The following is a 17,000-nucleotide window of genomic DNA, read 5'->3' on the forward strand; positions in this document are numbered from 1 at the left end:
TTGTTTACCACGTTGGGGGAAATGTGGGCGCGTCGGCTACCCGTGTTTATCCTGTATCGAATTTTTCACGGTTTTTCGGAGCGCGGGTGAAACCCCCGGGAAGCTTGTCTTTCACCGTGGCATGGAAGCGCGGTCGCCTTCGTTCCGGCAGGGACTTGGGGAGCTGGTCGCAAGCCGGCCAATCTGAAAGACGGACGCACCAATGAACAACAAGCGGTCCTATCTCGACACACTCAATGCCGGCAGGCAGCGCAGGCCGCAGACCACGCTCGAGCAGTTGAACCGCTCGCTGGAAACGCTGGAGCAGCGACTGGGGCAGACCCGCGAGGAGGTGACGGCACGTCCCGCCCCGCGCCAATACGGCGCCGACCCACGCTATCCCGCAGCTGACCCGCGTTATCCAGCCACCGATCCCCGCTCTCCCGCCATGGACCCGCGCTCTCCCGCCACGCAGCCGACCGGCCAGCAGCGCTGGTACGAGGATCCGCAGCCGGCACCACGCCCGCAGAACCCGACACCTGCTCCTTCATTCGACCAGAATTACCAGGCCATCGCCCGCGACATCGATCGCGTGCGGGGCCAGGAGGACGGCGTCGCCATGGTCGGCAAGATCGCCGGCGAACTGCGCGGCATGCGGGAAGAACTGCGCCACCAGATGACATCAGGGCTGCAGCGCGAATTCGATGCGCTGCGCAAGGATATCGACCGCGCCTTCCAGGCGAACGCCCAGCCCGGCGCATCAGGCAAGGGCAGCGCCGAGCTCGGCGTCGAATTTGAACGGCTTTCCGGCGCCATCAAGTCGCTGTCGGAGAAGAGTGACGACAGAAGCGTCAATCTGCTGCGACTGGAGCTTGAGCAGGTCAAATCAGCGCTCGACACGCTGGCACGTGAGGAAAGCGTGCAGAAGGTCGACCGCCGCTGGGACGATTTCGATCGCCGCTGGTCGGCTTTTGAGGACCGCGTCGACGCCGACCAGCGCAAGCGTTCCGATGATCCCGGCCTTGCGGCGCTGACCGGCCGGCTGGATCAGATTAGCAACGCCGTCAACAATTTGCCGGAATCGCTGTCGCTGCGCTCGCTGGAGGAGAAGGTGCGCACGCTGGCCGGCGCCGTCGAGCACTTCGCCAGCCAGCAGGACAATCGCGGCAGCGATACGCTTGGCATGATCGATGAGCGGCTGGACGAGATTTCCCGTGCCATCGTCGCCTCGACCGTGGCGGCACAGGCCAATTCGGTCGATCATGAAGCCTTTGAGCGCATCGAGAAGCGGATCGATTCGCTCGCCCGGCAGATCGAGGAAGTGGCGCAGGACCACCCCGGCAATGCGGTCATGGATCGCCTGGGCGTGCTGTCGAGCCGGGTCGATGAACTCGCCGGCCGCGCCAATCTGCCTGAACAGGCGATGGAACGGCTGGCCAAGCAGATCACGCTCATCGCCGACAAGATCGACCAGGCGCCGGCCATGCCCGATGCCGATTACATCTTCCAGGGCCTCGAACAGCGCTTCGACGTGCTGTCCGGCATGATGGAACGCCGCCAGGGCGACGCCATCGAGCAGGGCAACATGCTGTTTCGCGATCTTGAGCGCCGGCTGGACGAAGTTGCCGACCGGCTGGACCAGCGGATGCCGCAGGTCGACAGCGCCGGCATCATGGATGCCATCGACGCCCGCTTCACCGCGCTTGCCACGCGCATCGAGACGCGTGCTCCCGATCCCGCCGGCGAAGCGGCGATCCGTGGACTGGAGAGCCGGCTCGAGGAAATTTCCAGCCGGCTTGACGCATCGGCGGCCCAGGTGGCCGGCATCGATCCCGCATTGATCCGCAGCCTGGAGGCGCAGGTCGCCGGCCTGTCCGCCCATCTTTCCAAGCCCAGCACGCCGCTGCCGGAATTCGAGGACATCAGCCCGCGCCTCGACGAAATCGAGAAGGCGCTGGCCGGGACCCGCGATTCCATCCTCGGCGCTGCACGCGAGGCAGCCGAGAGCGCGGTGCGTTCGCTGGCCGGTTCGAACGCCAACGCGACGGCTGTTTCCGGCCTCGCCCAGGACCTGAAGACGCTGGAAACGCTGACGCGGCGCTCCGACGAGCGCAATTCGAGAACGTTCGAAGCCATCCACGACACGCTGCTGAAGATCGTCGACAGGCTGGGTTCGCTGGAGACCAGCGAACCGTCTGAGGCGCTAAGCGAACTCCTAGACACAGCACCGGCGGAGCCGAATGCCTGGCGCGGCGCAAAGCGGTCCAAGATGGCTGTCGAGGCGCCGTCGATGGATATCGACGAACCCATGCCGCTGACCGGAGACATGGCCGATCTCGACGGCCGCGCCGCCGCCATATTGGGCAACGACCCGGGTTCGCGTAGCGACCCGGGCCCGCGTGGCGATTTCGGTACCCGTAGCGACCTGGGCACACGCATCGACCCGCGTGGCGAGTTGAGCACGCGCTCGCCGGCGGAAGCCGCCGCTGCTGCCGCCATTGCCGCGCTCGGGTCAGACACCGTCGCCGCGAAAGATGCGCCGGCTGGCCGCAAATCGATGTTTGGTGGGCTGGCACGCGCCTTCAAGGGCAAGAAGGCGGCGGACATTCCGCCGCTGGCCGGGTCGGCGCCGAGCGCCGACATCCCGAGCGTCGATCTCGACGAGCCGCTCGACCCGAAAGTGGCCAACCGCCCGCTGGAGCCCGGCTCCGGCGCACCCGACCTCAATGCCATCATGAAGCGTGTGCGCGACGAGCGCGGGCAACCGGCCAAGCCCAGCGATGGCGACGCCGCGAAATCGGATTTCATTGCGGCCGCCCGGCGCGCCGCCCAGGCCGCCGCTGCCGAGGCTGACGCCTTGAAGCGGCAGTCGACGATGAAAGGACCGGTGAAGGCGCTGAGAATCGGCGACCTGCTCAAGGCACGGCGCAAGCCGATCCTCATGGCGGCGGCGGCGATCATGCTGGCGCTTGCCGGCCTGCAGCTCGGCAAAGCGTTTTTCTCGGATCCCGCCCAGGTCGCAACCAACGACGCGGCGCCGATCGTCGCCTCGCAACCGGTGCAAACGGCATCCCTCGAGACGACGAGCCAGCCGAAGACGGAAGCCCAGCTAGCGGCCACGGACAACGCGCCGGCCCCCGCCGTCAGGCAAGCCGAGCCGTCTGTACCGGTAGCCAAAGACAACATGGTGGCGCAGACCGCCCTTGCCATGCCGTCGGACACTGACGCAATTGCGAAAACGGCACCAGCGACAGGGTCCGCCGCGGCGCCCGTGGCTTCGGCCACCTCTTCGGGGCCGAGCGCGCCCGCCTCCGACTCGACCGCTTCGGTCGCTCCGGCGTCAGCCGCGCCCATTTCCACGACCCCGATGGATACGATGGCCTCCGAGCCAGCCGCGGTCGGCGGTGCGCAAGCGACGGATACCGACGCGCAGCCGGCCACAGCCGCGCCAATAGCGGCCAGCGACGGCACGGCCAAGGACACCACCGGTGCCGTGGCACCGGCGGATGCGCCGACCGCAACAACCACCGCCAAGTTCGACATTCCGGCCGATGCCGGCCCGGCAGCGCTGCGCGATGCCGCCGCCAGTGGCGACGCCAAGGCGCTGTTCGAGATCGGTTCGCGCTACGCCGAGTCGCGCGGCGTCAAGGAAGACATGGCGGCAGCCGCCAAATGGTACGAGAAATCGGCGGAACTCGGCTTCGCGCCGGCCGAATACCGCATCGGCAATTTCTACGAGAAGGGCATCGGCGTCGCGCGCGACATCAAGAAGTCGAAGACCTGGTACCAGCTCTCTGCCGAGCAGGGCAACGCCAGCGCCATGCACAATCTGGCCGTGCTGTTCGCCATGGCCGCCGATGGCGTGACCGACAATGAATCGGCCGCGCACTGGTTCCAGGAAGCCGCCGACCTCGGCGTCAAGGACAGCCAGTTCAATCTCGGCATCCTCGCCGCCAAGGGCGTCGGCATGAAGCAGAACCTCGAAGAATCCTACAAATGGTTCGCCCTCGTTGCCAAGACCGGCGACAAGGACGCTGCCGCCAAGCGCGACGAGATCGCCAATGCGCTGCGGCCCGAACAGCTCGACCGGGCGCGTGCCGCGACCGAATTGTGGAAGGCCAAGCCGCTCAACCCTGCGGCCAACTCAGCCGACATTCCCGAATCCTGGCAGGAAGGCACGCCGCAGACGACCGCCGGCATCGACATGAAGAAGGCGGTCAAGAACATCCAGCTCATCCTCAACAAGAACGGCTATGATGCCGGCGGCGCCGACGGCGTCATGGGCGAGAAGACCAAGAACGCGATCATCGCTTTCCAGACCGACAACAAGCTGCCAGCGACCGGCGCGGTCGATGAGAAACTGGTCAAGGCTCTGCTGGCGCGCAAATAACAGAAGAAGCGTCGTTTCCACGACGCTCTTGCCACACATTTGCCTGTTAACTGATTGAGATATTTTTTGTTTCGGCGGCGCGGCGCGGTTTGACTTCGCTGCGCCTCCTGCGCAAGAAAAAATTGGCTTTTCGGTGCGAGACTGCCCACAACGGCTGTATTCGCCGACAGGCAAACTGATCGAGACTGACGGGTGGGCATCTATCTCCCGATTGCGGAAATTTCCGTCAACGTCTTCGTGCTGCTGGCCATGGGTGCGGCGGTGGGCTTCCTGTCGGGCATGTTCGGCGTTGGCGGCGGCTTCCTCATCACGCCGCTCCTGATCTTCTACAACATCCCCCCAGCGATCGCGGTCGCCACCGGCGCCAACCAGGTCATCGCCTCTTCCGTCTCAGGCGTCCTTTCGCACATGAAGCGCGGCACGCTCGACTTCAAGCTCGGAGCCGTGCTTCTGGCCGGCGGCATCATCGGCTCGACCGGCGGCATCTATGTCTTTGCCTTCCTGCGCAGGCTCGGCCAGCTCGACCTGTTCATCTCGCTGCTTTACGTGGTGCTGCTCGGCACAGTCGGCGGGCTGATGCTGGTCGAAAGCATCAATGCGCTGCGTGCCACGCGCAGTGGCGCGGCACCGGTGCTGAAGAAATCCGGCCAGCACAACTGGATCCACCGCTTGCCGCTGAAGATGCGGTTCAGGGCCTCGAAGCTCTTCGTCAGCGTCATCCCGGTGCTTGGCCTTGGCGCCGGCATCGGCTTCCTGTCGTCGATCATGGGCGTCGGCGGCGGCTTCATCATGGTGCCGGCGCTGATCTACCTGCTGAAGGTGCCGACCAACGTCGTTATCGGCACCTCGCTGTTCCAGATCATCTTCACGTCGGCCTACACCACGCTGGTCCACGCCACCACCAACCAGACCGTCGATGTCGTGCTGGCCTTCATTTTGATGGCGGGCGGCGTCGCCGGCGCCCAATACGGCGCCAAGGCGGGCCAGAGGCTGCGCGGCGAGCAGCTCAGGGCATTGCTGGCCTTGCTGGTGCTGGCGGTGGCGATCCGGCTTGCCATCGATCTCTTCGTCACACCGCCCAATCTCTATTCGCTGTCTGCCCTGGGCCTCAACTGATGACGGGCCACAAAGCGTTCGCAACCGCCATTCTCCTGTCAGTGCTTGCAGCCATCGTGCCAGCCAAGGCACAGTCCCCGCTTCCGGAAGGCATCCAGATCGGGCTCTCCACCGACAACGTCTCGATCACCGCCGGTTTTTCCGGAGCCGACCTGACCATCTTCGGCTCGCTGGAAAACCCCGACCCGCTGGTCGCGCGCCAGAACCGCTACGATGTCATCGTCGTGCTCGAAGGCCCGCCGCGGCCGGTGGTGGTGCGGCGCAAGGACCGGGTGCTCGGCGTCTGGGTCAATCTCGATTCCGAAACCTTCGAGAACGTGCCGATGTCCTATTCGGTGGCGACGACGCGGCCGCTGCAGGACATCACCGAACCCAACAGCTACAAGCAGCTGTCGCTCGGCGCATCCAACATCTACATGCAGCCCGCGGACGCCGGCGACAGCCCGGCGACGATCGAGGAGTTCACTACAGCCTTGCGCGAGCGCAAGGCCGCGACCGGCCTCTACAGCGAGAATGTCGGTGGCGTGCAGTTCCTGTCGCAGAACCTGTTTCGCGCCACCGTCAGGCTGGCGCCGAATGTGCCAGTTGGCACCCACAAGGCACGCGCCTTCCTGTTCAAGAGCGGCCTGTTCATCAAGGAGAGCTCGGCCCAGCTCGAAATCCGCAAGTCCGGCTTCGAGCAGTCGATCTTCCGTGTCGCCCACAACTACTCCTTCCTCTATGGCGTGTTCGCGATATCGCTGGCCATGCTGACGGGCTGGCTCGGCAGGCTGATCTTCCGCAAGGACTGAGGCGTCCAAAAGGGGTTTCCCTTTCTCGCATCATGCTATAGACCGCACCTCCCCGCCCGACGGGCAAACACGCACAATTCACATTCGGCAGAGTGGTTCGGTCGCCCCAAACCGCAGCGCACGCTTCTCCTGCGAGCGCCGATCCGCTGCCTGGCACCAATGACAGGAGGCTGCCTTGCGACCAGCATTCGCCGGTATCGACTTCGGCACTTCGAACTCCACCGTTGGCGTGGTCCGCGACGGGCAGCCCCATCTCGTGGCGCTTGAAGACGGCCAGGTCACGCTGCCCAGTGCGGTGTTCTTCAACTTCGAGGACGGCCGCATCTGGTTTGGCCGTAAGGCCATCGCCAACTACACCGACAGCGTCGAAGGCCGGCTGATGCGCTCGCTGAAGAGCGTGCTGGGCAGCTCGCTGGCGCATGAAAAGACGCGCATCAAGGCGCGCTCGATCGGCTTCATGGAGATCATCGGCCTGTTCCTTGGCCATCTCAGGAAAAAGCTGGAGGACGATGGCGGCGATCTGGTGGAAACCGTGGTGCTCGGCCGCCCGGTGCAGTTTGTCGATGACGATGCGCAAGCCGACGCCAATGCCCAGAGCGACCTGGAAAAGGCAGCGCACGCCCAGGGTTTCAAGCACATCGCCTTTCAGTTCGAGCCGATCGCCGCAGCACTCGACTACGAGCAGAGGGTGACGCGCGAGGAGCTGGCGCTGATCATCGACATGGGCGGCGGCACGTCCGACTTTTCGGTCGTGCGCGTTTCACCGGAGCGTGCTCGATCCCCGGACCGCAAGGACGATATCCTGGCCAGCCGTGGTGTCCATATTGGCGGTACGGATTTCGACCGGCTGCTCAGCATCGCGCATGTCATGCCGCAGCTCGGCTATTTGACCCCGACCAAGGACGGCAAGCGCAATCTGCCGGCCAGCTACTTCATCGATCTCGCCACCTGGCAGCGCATCAACCTGGTCTACACCGCCAAGGCGATGACGCATCTGCGCCAGATCCGCTACGAGGCCGCGCGCGCCGATCTGGTCGACCGCTTCATCCACATCGTCGAGCACCGCTATGGCCACGCGCTGGCCGCACTGGTCGAAAAGGCCAAGATCGAACTGACCGACGAAGCGTCGGCCGAAGTGGCGGTGAAGCTGCCGGGCGCGGAGTTCGCCGCCGAGATCACCCGCGGCGGACTGGACGCCACGATCGCCAGGGATATCGAGCGGGTCACCGCAACGGTGGCTGAGACCATCCGCGACGCTGAGGTCAAGCCGTCCGACATCACCGCGGTGTTCCTGACCGGCGGCTCGACGGCAATCCCACTGGCGAGACGGGAAATACTGTCGCTGGTGCCGCAGGCTTCCGTCATCGATGGCGACATGTTCGGCTCGGTCGGGCTTGGGCTAGCGCTGGACGCGCAGCGAAAGTTCGCTTGATTACGCCGAACCGCTTGCAGCGGTCTCGGCGCCCAGATGCGCCTTGAGCGCCATCTGGGCCAGGCTCGCCTGGCGATCGCGGTGGGTGATCATGGCGAAGTCGCGTTTGGGCAGTTCGAGCGGCACGGACCGCAAGGTGCCCTCGGCGACAGCGCGGCCCACGACGAGCTCGGAGATGATGGCTGCGCCCGCGCCTGCCTCGACGGCCTGGCGGATCGCTTCGTTGCTCGGCAGCACCAGGAATATCTGCAGATCGGCAAGTGAAATCCCCTCGCGGCGCGCCAGGTCCTCCAACACCTCGCGCGTGCCGGAGCCGCCCTCGCGGATGATCCAGCGCAGCCCCTTGATGTCGGGGTGGCCCGGCGCGGTTTCGGCGATCTCCGGATGCGCGTTGGCGACGACCAGCATCAGCCTGTCCACATCGACCTTGGTGCGGCGCAAAATGTCGGACTCGGTGCGCCCTTCGACCAAACCGAGATCGGCGGTCCCATCAAGCACATTGGCCTCGACCTGCCTTGTGTTGCCGATGCTGACGCTCAGCCGCACTGCTGGATAGGCTTCGTGGAAGGATGCCAGCCGGCGCGGCAGCCAGTAGCTTGATATGGTCTGGCTGGCGGCAATCGACAGGCTGCCGGTGACGGTTTGCGCGGCATGTTCCAGAACGTCGCGCGCGGCGGCGGCCCGCTCGAGCACGGCCTTGGCCTCCGGCAGGAACCGGTGTCCGGTCTGGGCGAGCTCAATGTTACGGCCGACGCGGTTGAACAGATGAACGCCGTGCTGCTCTTCAAGCGCGCGGATGGCGGCTGATGCCGCCGACTGCGAAATGCCCAAAAGCTCCGCCGCCTTGGTCATATGGCCGCGCTCGGCGACGGCAACGAAAATGCGCAACTGATCCAGGGTCATATCAGCATTAAGAACCAATATCGATCGAATTTACAAGAACAACTGATTAGACGGATCGATAGCTTTATTCTACGTTTTCGGGCGAAGTTAGAAAAAATTCGCCAGCGGATCGCAAGCACTGAAATGATCGGGCGGTTCAAATCCCTGCTTGCCCATTGGACGCGCGGCATAAGGCGGCGGCTAGCCGGTGATCGCTACCATCCGGAAGAGCACTATATGCGCGGCCCCGGGCCGAAGACGCGGGCCAAATCCGTCGGTCGTGCGGGCACCACCGGCCCATGATTCAGGGACCGCGCCGCGGCGCAAATTCGGCAGCATCGCAACGCCCACTCGCCGACACGCGTGCGCCCGATGAAGGTGACGGCGTCGACACCTCGCCAAGCATTTCCGACAGCATCGCCAAGACGACCTGCTACATGTGTGCCTGCCGCTGCGGCATCGACGTGCACATCAAGGATGGCAAGGTCCGCTACATCAACGGCAACAAGGACCATCCGGTCAATCGCGGCGTGATCTGCGGCAAGGGCAGCTCCGGCATTATGCAGCACTACAGCCCGGCCCGGCTGAAGAAGCCTCTGTTGCGCACCGGCCCGCGCGGCTCCGGCGAGTTCCGCGAGATCGAGTGGGAAGAGGCGTTCGCAATCGCGACGGAGCGGCTCTCTGCCATCCGCCGGACCGATCCGAAAAAACTCGCCTTCTTCACCGGGCGTGACCAGTCGCAGTCGCTCACCGGCTGGTGGGCAAGCCAGTTCGGCACACCGAATTTCGCCGCCCATGGCGGCTTCTGTTCGGTCAACATGGCGGCTGGCGGGCTCTACTCGATCGGCGGCTCATTCTGGGAGTTCGGCGAGCCCGACTGGGACAACACGAAATACTTCATGCTGTTCGGTGTCGCCGAAGATCATGATTCCAATCCGATCAAGATCGGGCTCGGCAAACTCAAGGCGCGCGGCGCCAAGGTGGTCTCGATCAATCCGTGCCGCACCGGCTATAATGCGATTGCCGACGACTGGATCGGCATCCGGCCTGGCACCGACGGCCTGTTCGTCTTCGCGCTCATCCACGAATTGCTGAAAGCCGGCCGCGTCGATCTCGATTATTTGCTCCGCTACACCAACGCCCATGTCCTCGTCGTTCAGGAGCCTGATGCCTCCGACGACGGGCTGTTCGTGCGCGACGCCGACGGCAATCCGCTGGCCTGGGACAGGGTGGCAAAAACCTCCGCCAGGGCGACCGACCCGGAGGCGAAGCCGGCGCTGACCGGCAGCTTCGAAGTCGGCGGGCGCCGCTGTACGCCGGTGTTCCAGCTGATCGCCGACCGCTATCTCGATGAAAGCTATGCACCGGATGCGGTCGCGGAGCGCTGCGGCATTGGAGCCGATACGATCCGCAGGATCGCCGCCGAACTCGCCCATGTCGCCTTCGAGCAGACGATCGAACTGCCTGTCGCCTGGACCGACTGGGCCGGGCGCCGGCATGAAACGATCAAGGGCCGGCCGGTTTCGATGCACGCCATGCGCGGTATATCCGCCCATTCGAACGGCTTTCACACCTGTCGCGCCATCCATCTGCTGCAGGTGCTGCTGGGCACGGTGGACGTGCCCGGAGGCTTCCGCTTCAAGCCGCCCTACCCCAGATCGGCGCCGCCAGGCCCGAAGCCGGCCGGCAAGAATGCCAAACCGATGACACCGCTCGACGGCATGCCGCTCGGTTTCGTCTGTGGGCCGGACGATCTGCTGGTCGATGAAGCCGGTACGCCGACCCGCATCGACAAGGCCTATTCCTGGGATGCGCCGCTGGCGGCTCACGGGCTGATGCACACCGTCATCCGCAATGCCTGGGCCGGCGACCCGTACCCGATCGACACGCTGATGATGTACATGTCGAACATGGCGTGGAATTCCTCGATGAACACCGTCGAGACCATCGCGATGCTGACCGACAGCGACGAAGCGGGCAACTACAAGATCCCCTTCATCATCTATTCCGACGCCTATTATTCCGAGACCGTGCCGTTCGCCGATCTCGTGCTGCCGGACACGACCTATCTCGAACGCCATGACTGCATCAGCCTGCTCGACCGGCCGATCAGCCACGCCGACGGGCCGGGCGACGCCATCCGTCATCCCGTCGTCGAACCTGACCGCGACGTCAGGCCGTTCCAGTCGGTGCTGATCGAGCTTGGTGCGCGGCTTGGCCTGCCGGGCTTTGTCAACGATGATGGATCGGCCAGATATGCCGACTATGCTGACTATATCGTCAACCATGAGCGCACACCCGGCATCGGCCCGCTCGCCGGCTGGCGCGGCAAGGACGGCGCCTCGATCGGCAAGGGCGAGGCCAATCCGGACCAGTTGCAGCGCTATATCGACAATGGCGGCTTCTGGCATCACGACTTTGCCGCTGACCAGCGCTACTACAAGATGGCCAACCGCTCCTATCTCGAATTCGCCGTGCAGATGGGTTTCATCCCGAAGGCCGAGCCGATCGTCTTCCAGCTCTATTCCGAACCGTTGCAGCGCTTCCGGCTGGCCGCGCGCGGCCACGGTCGCGTTCTGCCACCGGAAGGCGAGCGCCAGCGCATCGAGACCTACATGGACCCGCTGCCGTTCTGGTACGTGCCGTTCGAGGAAGCGGTTGTCGATCTCGAAAAATATCCGCTGCACGCGCTGACGCAGCGGCCGATGCACATGTATCATTCCTGGGGTTCGCAGAATGCGTGGCTGCGGCAGATCACCAGCCAGAACCGGCTGTTCGTGCACCACCGGACCGCCGCCAGCCTCAGCCTCGTCGATGACGACTGGGTGTGGATCGAAAGCATCAATGGCCGGGTGAAGGGGCAGATCAAGCTGATCGACGGGGTGAACGAAAGCACGGTCTGGACCTGGAACGCCATCGGCAAAAGGCGCGGCAGCTGGGGGCTCAGGGATGATGCGGCCGAGAGCAATCGCGGCTTCCTGCTCAACCATATCATCGGCGACCAGACCTCGGCCGATGCGCAGGGCAGACGCTATTCGAATTCCGATCCGGTGACCGGCCAGGCGGCGTGGTTCGACCTGCGGGTGCGCATCGTCAAATGCGCTGACGAGGAAGCCGGCTTCACGGAACCGCAATTTGAGCGTTTTCACGAGCCACCGCATTTCGAGCCCTCGCCGGACATCCTCCGCTACGGCGCCGAGTTTCGCGTCAAAAGGGAAGCCGCCGAATGACCTGCCTTCCCGCCCACACCGACAAGAAGCTCGGCCTCGTCATTGACCTCGACACCTGCGTCGGCTGCCAGGCCTGCGTTACCGCCTGCAAGGAATGGAACACCGGCGGCCACATGGCGCCGCTGACCGACATCGACCCCTATGGCGGCCATGTCGACGGCGTCTGGTTCAACCGCGTGCACAGCTACGAGCACACGACGGAGGCGGGCGGGCGCACCGTCAACTTCCCGCGTTCCTGCCTGCATTGCGAGACGCCGGCCTGTGTCACCGTCTGTCCGACCGGTGCCTCCTACAAGCGGACATCGGACGGCATCGTGCTGATCGACGAAAGCAAATGCATCGGCTGCAAATTGTGCAGCTGGGCCTGCCCTTATGGCGCGCGCGAATTCGACAGTGATGTCGGCGTCATGAAGAAATGCACGCTGTGCGTCGACCGCATCTACAACGACAATCTGGCCGAGGAGGACCGCGTGCCGGCCTGCGTTGCCGCTTGTCCGACCAGCGCCCGCCATTTCGGCGATCTCGGCGATCCCTCCTCGGCTGTGTCACAACTGGTGGCGGAGCGTGGCGGCGTAGACCTGATGCCGGAGCTGGGCTATCGCCCGACCAACAAGTACCTGCCGCCACGCGCCCATACGCAACGCGCCGCATCCGTGCCTGCGAAGGCGCTGGAGCCGGTGCGGGCCGAAGGCGGCTTCCTCGGCTGGGTCGACCGCATGCTTTCGAACTAGCCCATGCATCCCGCCTTCTCCGTCGTCTTCTTCACCACCGCCACCGGCGCCGGCTATGGCCTGCTCGCGCTGCTTGGCGTGCTCGGCGGATTCCAGATCATCCCGCCCGATTTCTGGCTCGGCTTCATCGGCCTGGGGCTGGCGCTTGGCCTGATCGCGGCGGGATTGTTGTCCTCGACCGGCCATCTCGGCAGACCCGAACGCGCCTGGCGCGCCTTCTCGCAATGGCGCAGTTCCTGGCTGTCGCGCGAAGGCGTGTCGTCGGTCATCACCTTCATCCCGGCGGGACTGTTCGGCATCGGCTGGGTAATCTTCGGCAGGACCAGTGGATGGGTGGGCATCGCCGGATTGCTGGCCGCCATCGGCGCAATCGTCACCGTCTGCACGACCGGCATGATCTATGCGTCGCTGAAGCCGATCGCCCAGTGGCACAGCCGCTATACTTTGCCAGCTTATCTGATCTTCGCAGCCATGACCGGCAGTGTTCTGTTGAACGCGCTACTGCAAGGCTTTGGCGTCGCCTCGATTGCCGTGTTGTCGTTCTCGCTGCTTGCTACTCTTGCCGGCTGGGGCTGGAAGCTGGCGACCTGGCGCTACAACGACCAACTGGAAATCCCGAGCAACGCCAACACCGCGACCGGACTTGCCGGCGGCACGGTGCGGTCGCTGGAATGGCCGCATACGGAGGAAAACTACCTGCTCAAGGACATGGGCTTTCGCATCGCGCGCAAGCACAGTGCGCGGCTGCGCCAGATCACGCAGATACTGGCCTTTGTCTTGCCCGTCCTGCTACTCGCCGCCACCTTTGCCTTGCCCTGGCCCTTCGCGGCAATGTCGTCAGCGCTCGTCGCGATCGTCCAGTTCGCCGGCATGCTGGTCGAACGCTGGCTGTTCTTCGCCGAGGCGAAGCATACGGTCACGCTCTATTACGGCAGGTAGCTGCGTCAGCCGGGCCGCAGCATCGAGCCGGAAATGGCGAAGATGCGCTGGGTGCCCAGCATGTAGGCCATCAGCGTTTCCAGCCGGAACAGGCCGGCATAGGCGCGGTCGAGCACGTTGAGCGAGCCGGTATAGGCACCGAAGGCGGGCATGATCATGCGCCCGCCGTCACCGGCAAAGCAGCGCCGCCGCACCGAGCGGCCTTGCTGCACGATGCGGGCACAGGGATGCAAATGGCCTGATATCTCACCCTCGACCCGCACCTTGGAGGGCTCGTGCCGAAACAGCAATGAGCCGATAGCGAGTTCGCGCACCGTTTCGCCGGGCAGATCGGCCGGCGCTTCCGGATCATGATTGCCGGCGACCCAGAGCCAGTCGCGGCCTGCCATCAGCGCCTCCAGCCGCTCGCGAAAACTCGCATGCATGCGCTCGGCGCCGCCGCCATCATGGAAGGAGTCGCCCAGGCTGATGACGATCGAAGGCTGGTAGTCCGATATGACAGCCTGCAGCCGCAGCAAGGTCGCGCCAGTGTCGTATGGCGGGATCAGCGTGCCGCGCCTTGCCAGCGACGAGCCTTTTTCCAGATGCAGGTCCGAGACAGCCAGAAGCCGGAGCTCGGGAAAATAGAGCACCCCGCGCGGATCGCAGACGGCGCGTTCGCCGGCGATACCGACAAGGTCGGCCTCGGCGATCAGCGATGCGCGCGCCAGCGAAAAATTCATTGCTCAACCATTCCCGGGCCCATGGCCTCCTCGACCAGCGTCGCGGCATCCATCAGCAGTGTTTCATCGGCTTCGCCATTCACTGGCATCTTGCCGATCTCGAGCATGATAGGCACGGCCAGCGGCGAAATCTGCTCCAGATTCTTATGCATGATTCGACCCTGGATGCGCGAGAGCATGTCGGCAAGTCTGCTGACATCGAGCAGACCGGTCGCCGCATCGGCGCGTGTCGCCTGCAGCAAGATGTGGTCCGGCTCATGGCTGCGCAGCACGTCGTAGATCAGGTCGGTCGACACGGTGACCTGCCGGCCGCTTTTTTCCTGGCCGGGATGGCGTTTCTCGATCAGTCCTGAAATCAAAGCGCAATTGCGGAAGGTGCGCTTGAGCAGCCAGCTGTCAGCCAGCCAGGCTTCGAGGTCGTCGCCCAGCATGTCCTGATCGAACAGCGCATTGAGCGACGGTTTGCGGGCCTTGAACATCGCACCCATGTCGCCCAGCGACCATATCGCTAAGGCATAGTCGGTGGCGACAAAGCCCAGTGGCCTGGCGCCTGCCCTGTCGAGGCGGCGGGTGAGCAGCATGCCGAGCGTCTGGTGCGCCAGCCTGCCTTCAAAGGGATAAGCGACCAGATAATAGCGATTGCCACGCGGAAAGGTCTCGATCAGCAGATCATCGCGCTTCGGCAATACCGATTTGTCTGCCTGAATGCGCAACCAGTCGGCCACCTGTTCCGGCAGCATCTTCCAGCGCTGCGGATCGTCCAGCATGATGCGGACCTGTTCGGCCAGATAGGTCGAAAGCGGAAACTTGCCGCCGCCATAATAGGGCACCTTGGCGTCGCTGCCTGGTGCGTTCGACACGAAGCATTCGTTCTCGCGAATGCCCTCGAAGCGCAATACTTTGCCGGCAAACATGAAAGTGTCGCCAGGTGTCAGCGTTTCAAGAAAAGCCTCCTCGATCTTGCCTAACACGGCACCGCCACGCGAAGCCGAGCCCTTGCTGCCGGCCTTGACGTAACGCACGTTGAGCGCCGGCACTTCGATAATGGTGCCGACATTCAGCCTGTATTGCTGGGCAACGCGCGGATTGGAGACGCGCCACAACCCGTCCTTGTTCAGGCGGATGCGGGCATAGCGCTCATAGTTCTTCAGGGCATAGCCGCCGGTGGCAACGAAATCGATGACGCGGTCGAATGTTGGCCGGTCGAGGCTGGTATAAGGCGCCGCCGTTCGGATTTCCTCGAACAAATCGTCGGCGCGGAACGGCGCTCCGCAGGCGCACCCCAGCACATGCTGAGCCAAGACGTCCAAGCCGCCATTGACCAGCGGCGGCGTGTCCTGCGCGCCGAGATAATTTGCGTCAAGCGCTGCCCGGCATTCCAGCACCTCGAAACGGTTGGCCGGGATCAGGATCGCCTTTGAAGGTTCGTCCATGCGGTGGTTGGCACGGCCGATGCGCTGCGCCAGCCGGCTTGCCCCCTTCGGTGCACCGACATGCACGACCAGATCGACATCGCCCCAGTCAATGCCGAGGTCGAGCGTTGAGGTGGCGACGATGGCGCGCAGCGCATTGTCGCCCATCGCCTTCTCGACGCGCCGGCGCTGGGCGACGTCGAGCGAGCCGTGATGCAGTGCGATCGGCAAGGTGTCTTCATTGACCCGCCACAATTCCTGGAACAGCAGTTCCGCCTGGCTGCGCGTGTTGACGAACAGCAGCGTCGTCTTGTGGCGCTTGATCTCGCGGTAGATTTCCGGCGTGGCGTAGCGGGCGGAATGCCCTGCCCAAGGTACGCGCTCTTCGGAATCGAGGATGGTGATTTCGGGTTTTGCCCCCCCTGTCACGACAATCAGTTCGGACATGCCGCCTGGGGGATTCTGGCTGACCAGCCAGCGCCGTAATTCGTCCGGCTCGGCGACCGTTGCCGACAGTCCTATCGTCTGCAGGCCTGGAACAAAGCTGCGCAGCCGCGCCAGGCCGAGCGCCAGCAGATGGCCGCGCTTCGAGGTCACCAGCGAATGCAGCTCGTCGAGCACGACATAACGCAGATCCTCAAAGAAGCGCCTGGCATCGCCCGCCGCGATCAGCAGCGCCAACTGCTCGGGCGTTGTCAGCAGGATGTCGGGCGGCACCAGCTTCTGGCGCTGGCGTTTGTGGGCGGGGGTGTCGCCGGTGCGCGTTTCGATGGTGACGGGCAGCCCGATCTCTTCCACCGGCTTGGCGAGATTGCGCTCGATGTCGACCGCCAACGCCTTCAGCGGCGAGATATAAAGCGTGTGGATGCCGCGATGCGCCTGCCCCGGTTTTCGCCTGGGCCGGACGGCCAGTTCGGTCAGCGAAGGCAGAAAGCCGGCCAGCGTCTTGCCAGCGCCGGTCGGGGCGATCAACAGCACCGATTGCCCGGCCTGAGCCTTCGCCAGCAGTTCGATCTGATGGGCGCGCGGCGACCAGCCCCTTTCCCCGAACCATCTGAGGAATGGCTCGGGCAGGACGACGGCTGCATTCTGATCGGCAAGGCGCGGCTCAACTGTCACGTGCCAGAGGTAGCGCGGCCGTGGGCAATCGCCAAGAAAAATCGGAACAAAAGGGGATCGAGGAGAGCGCCCCTCGCCCCGTTTACGGGGAGTTGAGGAGTGGTCCGCGTAGCGGACGAAAAGCCAACTGCTTGGTTTTTCGAACGACGAACGGCGGCAGGCAGGTGAGGGGCAGCGCGAGCCTTCAATCGTTAGCTCCGCCCCTCATCCGCCCTTCGGGCACCTTCTCCCCGTATAGTGACGGGGAGAAGGAAGAA

Annotated in this window: 11 protein-coding genes; 8 read left to right on the forward strand and 3 right to left on the reverse strand. The window is 64.4% G+C overall.

What is annotated here, in order from left to right; translation table 11 throughout:
• Positions 1-202: 202 nt before the first annotated feature.
• The 4 genes from EB235_RS34405 (at position 203) to EB235_RS34420 (ending at position 7,708) form a co-directional block, all read left to right on the forward strand.
• Positions 203-4,369, forward strand: a complete 4,167-nt coding sequence (locus tag EB235_RS34405) for a peptidoglycan-binding protein (protein ID WP_027033034.1) — start codon at positions 203-205, stop codon at positions 4,367-4,369.
• Positions 4,370-4,561: 192 nt separating this feature from the next.
• On the forward strand, positions 4,562-5,485 hold the full coding sequence (locus EB235_RS34410) for a sulfite exporter TauE/SafE family protein (RefSeq protein ID WP_027033033.1): 924 nt from the start codon (positions 4,562-4,564) through the stop codon (positions 5,483-5,485).
• Positions 5,485-6,276 (forward strand): TIGR02186 family protein, encoded by a 792-nt coding sequence (locus EB235_RS34415; protein ID WP_027033032.1) that lies wholly within the window; start codon positions 5,485-5,487, stop codon positions 6,274-6,276. The genes EB235_RS34410 and EB235_RS34415 overlap by 1 nt, the downstream gene beginning before the upstream one ends.
• A 175-nt stretch (positions 6,277-6,451) precedes the next feature.
• Positions 6,452-7,708, forward strand: coding sequence for an Hsp70 family protein (locus EB235_RS34420; protein WP_027033031.1), 1,257 nt, complete (start codon positions 6,452-6,454; stop codon positions 7,706-7,708).
• Here the strand turns inward: EB235_RS34420 and EB235_RS34425 are convergent, their stop codons facing one another.
• Complete coding sequence (locus EB235_RS34425) at positions 7,709-8,611, reverse strand: LysR family transcriptional regulator (RefSeq protein ID WP_027033030.1); 903 nt, start codon at positions 8,609-8,611, stop codon at positions 7,709-7,711. It abuts the gene before it with no gap.
• Here EB235_RS34425 and EB235_RS34430 point away from each other — a divergent pair.
• The 4 genes from EB235_RS34430 to EB235_RS34445 are packed head-to-tail and all read left to right on the forward strand — an operon-like array spanning position 8,561 to position 13,490.
• On the forward strand, positions 8,561-8,893 hold the full coding sequence (locus EB235_RS34430) for a hypothetical protein (RefSeq protein ID WP_155256461.1): 333 nt from the start codon (positions 8,561-8,563) through the stop codon (positions 8,891-8,893). The genes EB235_RS34425 and EB235_RS34430 overlap by 51 nt on opposite strands.
• Positions 8,890-11,820 carry a molybdopterin oxidoreductase family protein gene (locus tag EB235_RS34435; RefSeq protein WP_027033029.1) on the forward strand — a complete coding sequence of 977 codons (2,931 nt, stop codon included), beginning with the start codon at positions 8,890-8,892 and terminating at the stop codon, positions 11,818-11,820. Before EB235_RS34430 ends, EB235_RS34435 begins: the two co-directional genes overlap by 4 nt.
• Positions 11,817-12,551 carry a 4Fe-4S dicluster domain-containing protein gene (locus tag EB235_RS34440; protein WP_027033028.1) on the forward strand — a complete coding sequence of 245 codons (735 nt, stop codon included), beginning with the start codon at positions 11,817-11,819 and terminating at the stop codon, positions 12,549-12,551. The genes EB235_RS34435 and EB235_RS34440 overlap by 4 nt, the downstream gene beginning before the upstream one ends.
• A gap of 3 nt (positions 12,552-12,554) precedes the next feature.
• Positions 12,555-13,490, forward strand: a complete 936-nt coding sequence (locus tag EB235_RS34445; protein WP_027033027.1) for a dimethyl sulfoxide reductase anchor subunit family protein — start codon at positions 12,555-12,557, stop codon at positions 13,488-13,490.
• A 5-nt stretch (positions 13,491-13,495) separates the two neighbouring features.
• On the opposite strand, the gene pdeM is transcribed toward EB235_RS34445, so the two are convergent.
• Both pdeM and EB235_RS34455 read right to left on the reverse strand, forming a co-directional pair.
• Positions 13,496-14,212, reverse strand: coding sequence for a ligase-associated DNA damage response endonuclease PdeM (gene pdeM, locus EB235_RS34450; RefSeq protein WP_027033026.1), 717 nt, complete (start codon positions 14,210-14,212; stop codon positions 13,496-13,498).
• Positions 14,209-16,743: a ligase-associated DNA damage response DEXH box helicase gene (locus tag EB235_RS34455; RefSeq protein ID WP_027033025.1), complete on the reverse strand. Its 2,535-nt coding sequence runs from the start codon at positions 16,741-16,743 to the stop codon at positions 14,209-14,211. Before EB235_RS34455 ends, pdeM begins: the two co-directional genes overlap by 4 nt.
• Between the last annotated feature and the right edge of the window lie 257 nt (positions 16,744-17,000).

Source organism: Mesorhizobium loti R88b, assembly GCF_013170845.1.
Lineage (GTDB): Bacteria > Pseudomonadota > Alphaproteobacteria > Rhizobiales > Rhizobiaceae > Mesorhizobium > Mesorhizobium loti_B.

Excerpts from the sequence above, each read along its gene's own strand:
- EB235_RS34445 (WP_027033027.1), top strand. The coding sequence starts at position 12,555 with ATGCATCCCGCCTTCTCCGTCGTCTTCTTCACCACCGCCACCGGCGCC.
- EB235_RS34435 (WP_027033029.1), top strand. The coding sequence starts at position 8,890 with ATGATTCAGGGACCGCGCCGCGGCGCAAATTCGGCAGCATCGCAACGC.
- pdeM (WP_027033026.1), bottom strand. The coding sequence starts at position 14,212 with ATGAATTTTTCGCTGGCGCGCGCATCGCTGATCGCCGAGGCCGACCTT.
- EB235_RS34430 (WP_155256461.1), top strand. The coding sequence starts at position 8,561 with ATGGCCGCGCTCGGCGACGGCAACGAAAATGCGCAACTGATCCAGGGT.
- EB235_RS34405 (WP_027033034.1), top strand. The coding sequence starts at position 203 with ATGAACAACAAGCGGTCCTATCTCGACACACTCAATGCCGGCAGGCAG.
- EB235_RS34440 (WP_027033028.1), top strand. The coding sequence starts at position 11,817 with ATGACCTGCCTTCCCGCCCACACCGACAAGAAGCTCGGCCTCGTCATT.
- EB235_RS34415 (WP_027033032.1), top strand. The coding sequence starts at position 5,485 with ATGACGGGCCACAAAGCGTTCGCAACCGCCATTCTCCTGTCAGTGCTT.
- EB235_RS34425 (WP_027033030.1), bottom strand. The coding sequence starts at position 8,611 with ATGACCCTGGATCAGTTGCGCATTTTCGTTGCCGTCGCCGAGCGCGGC.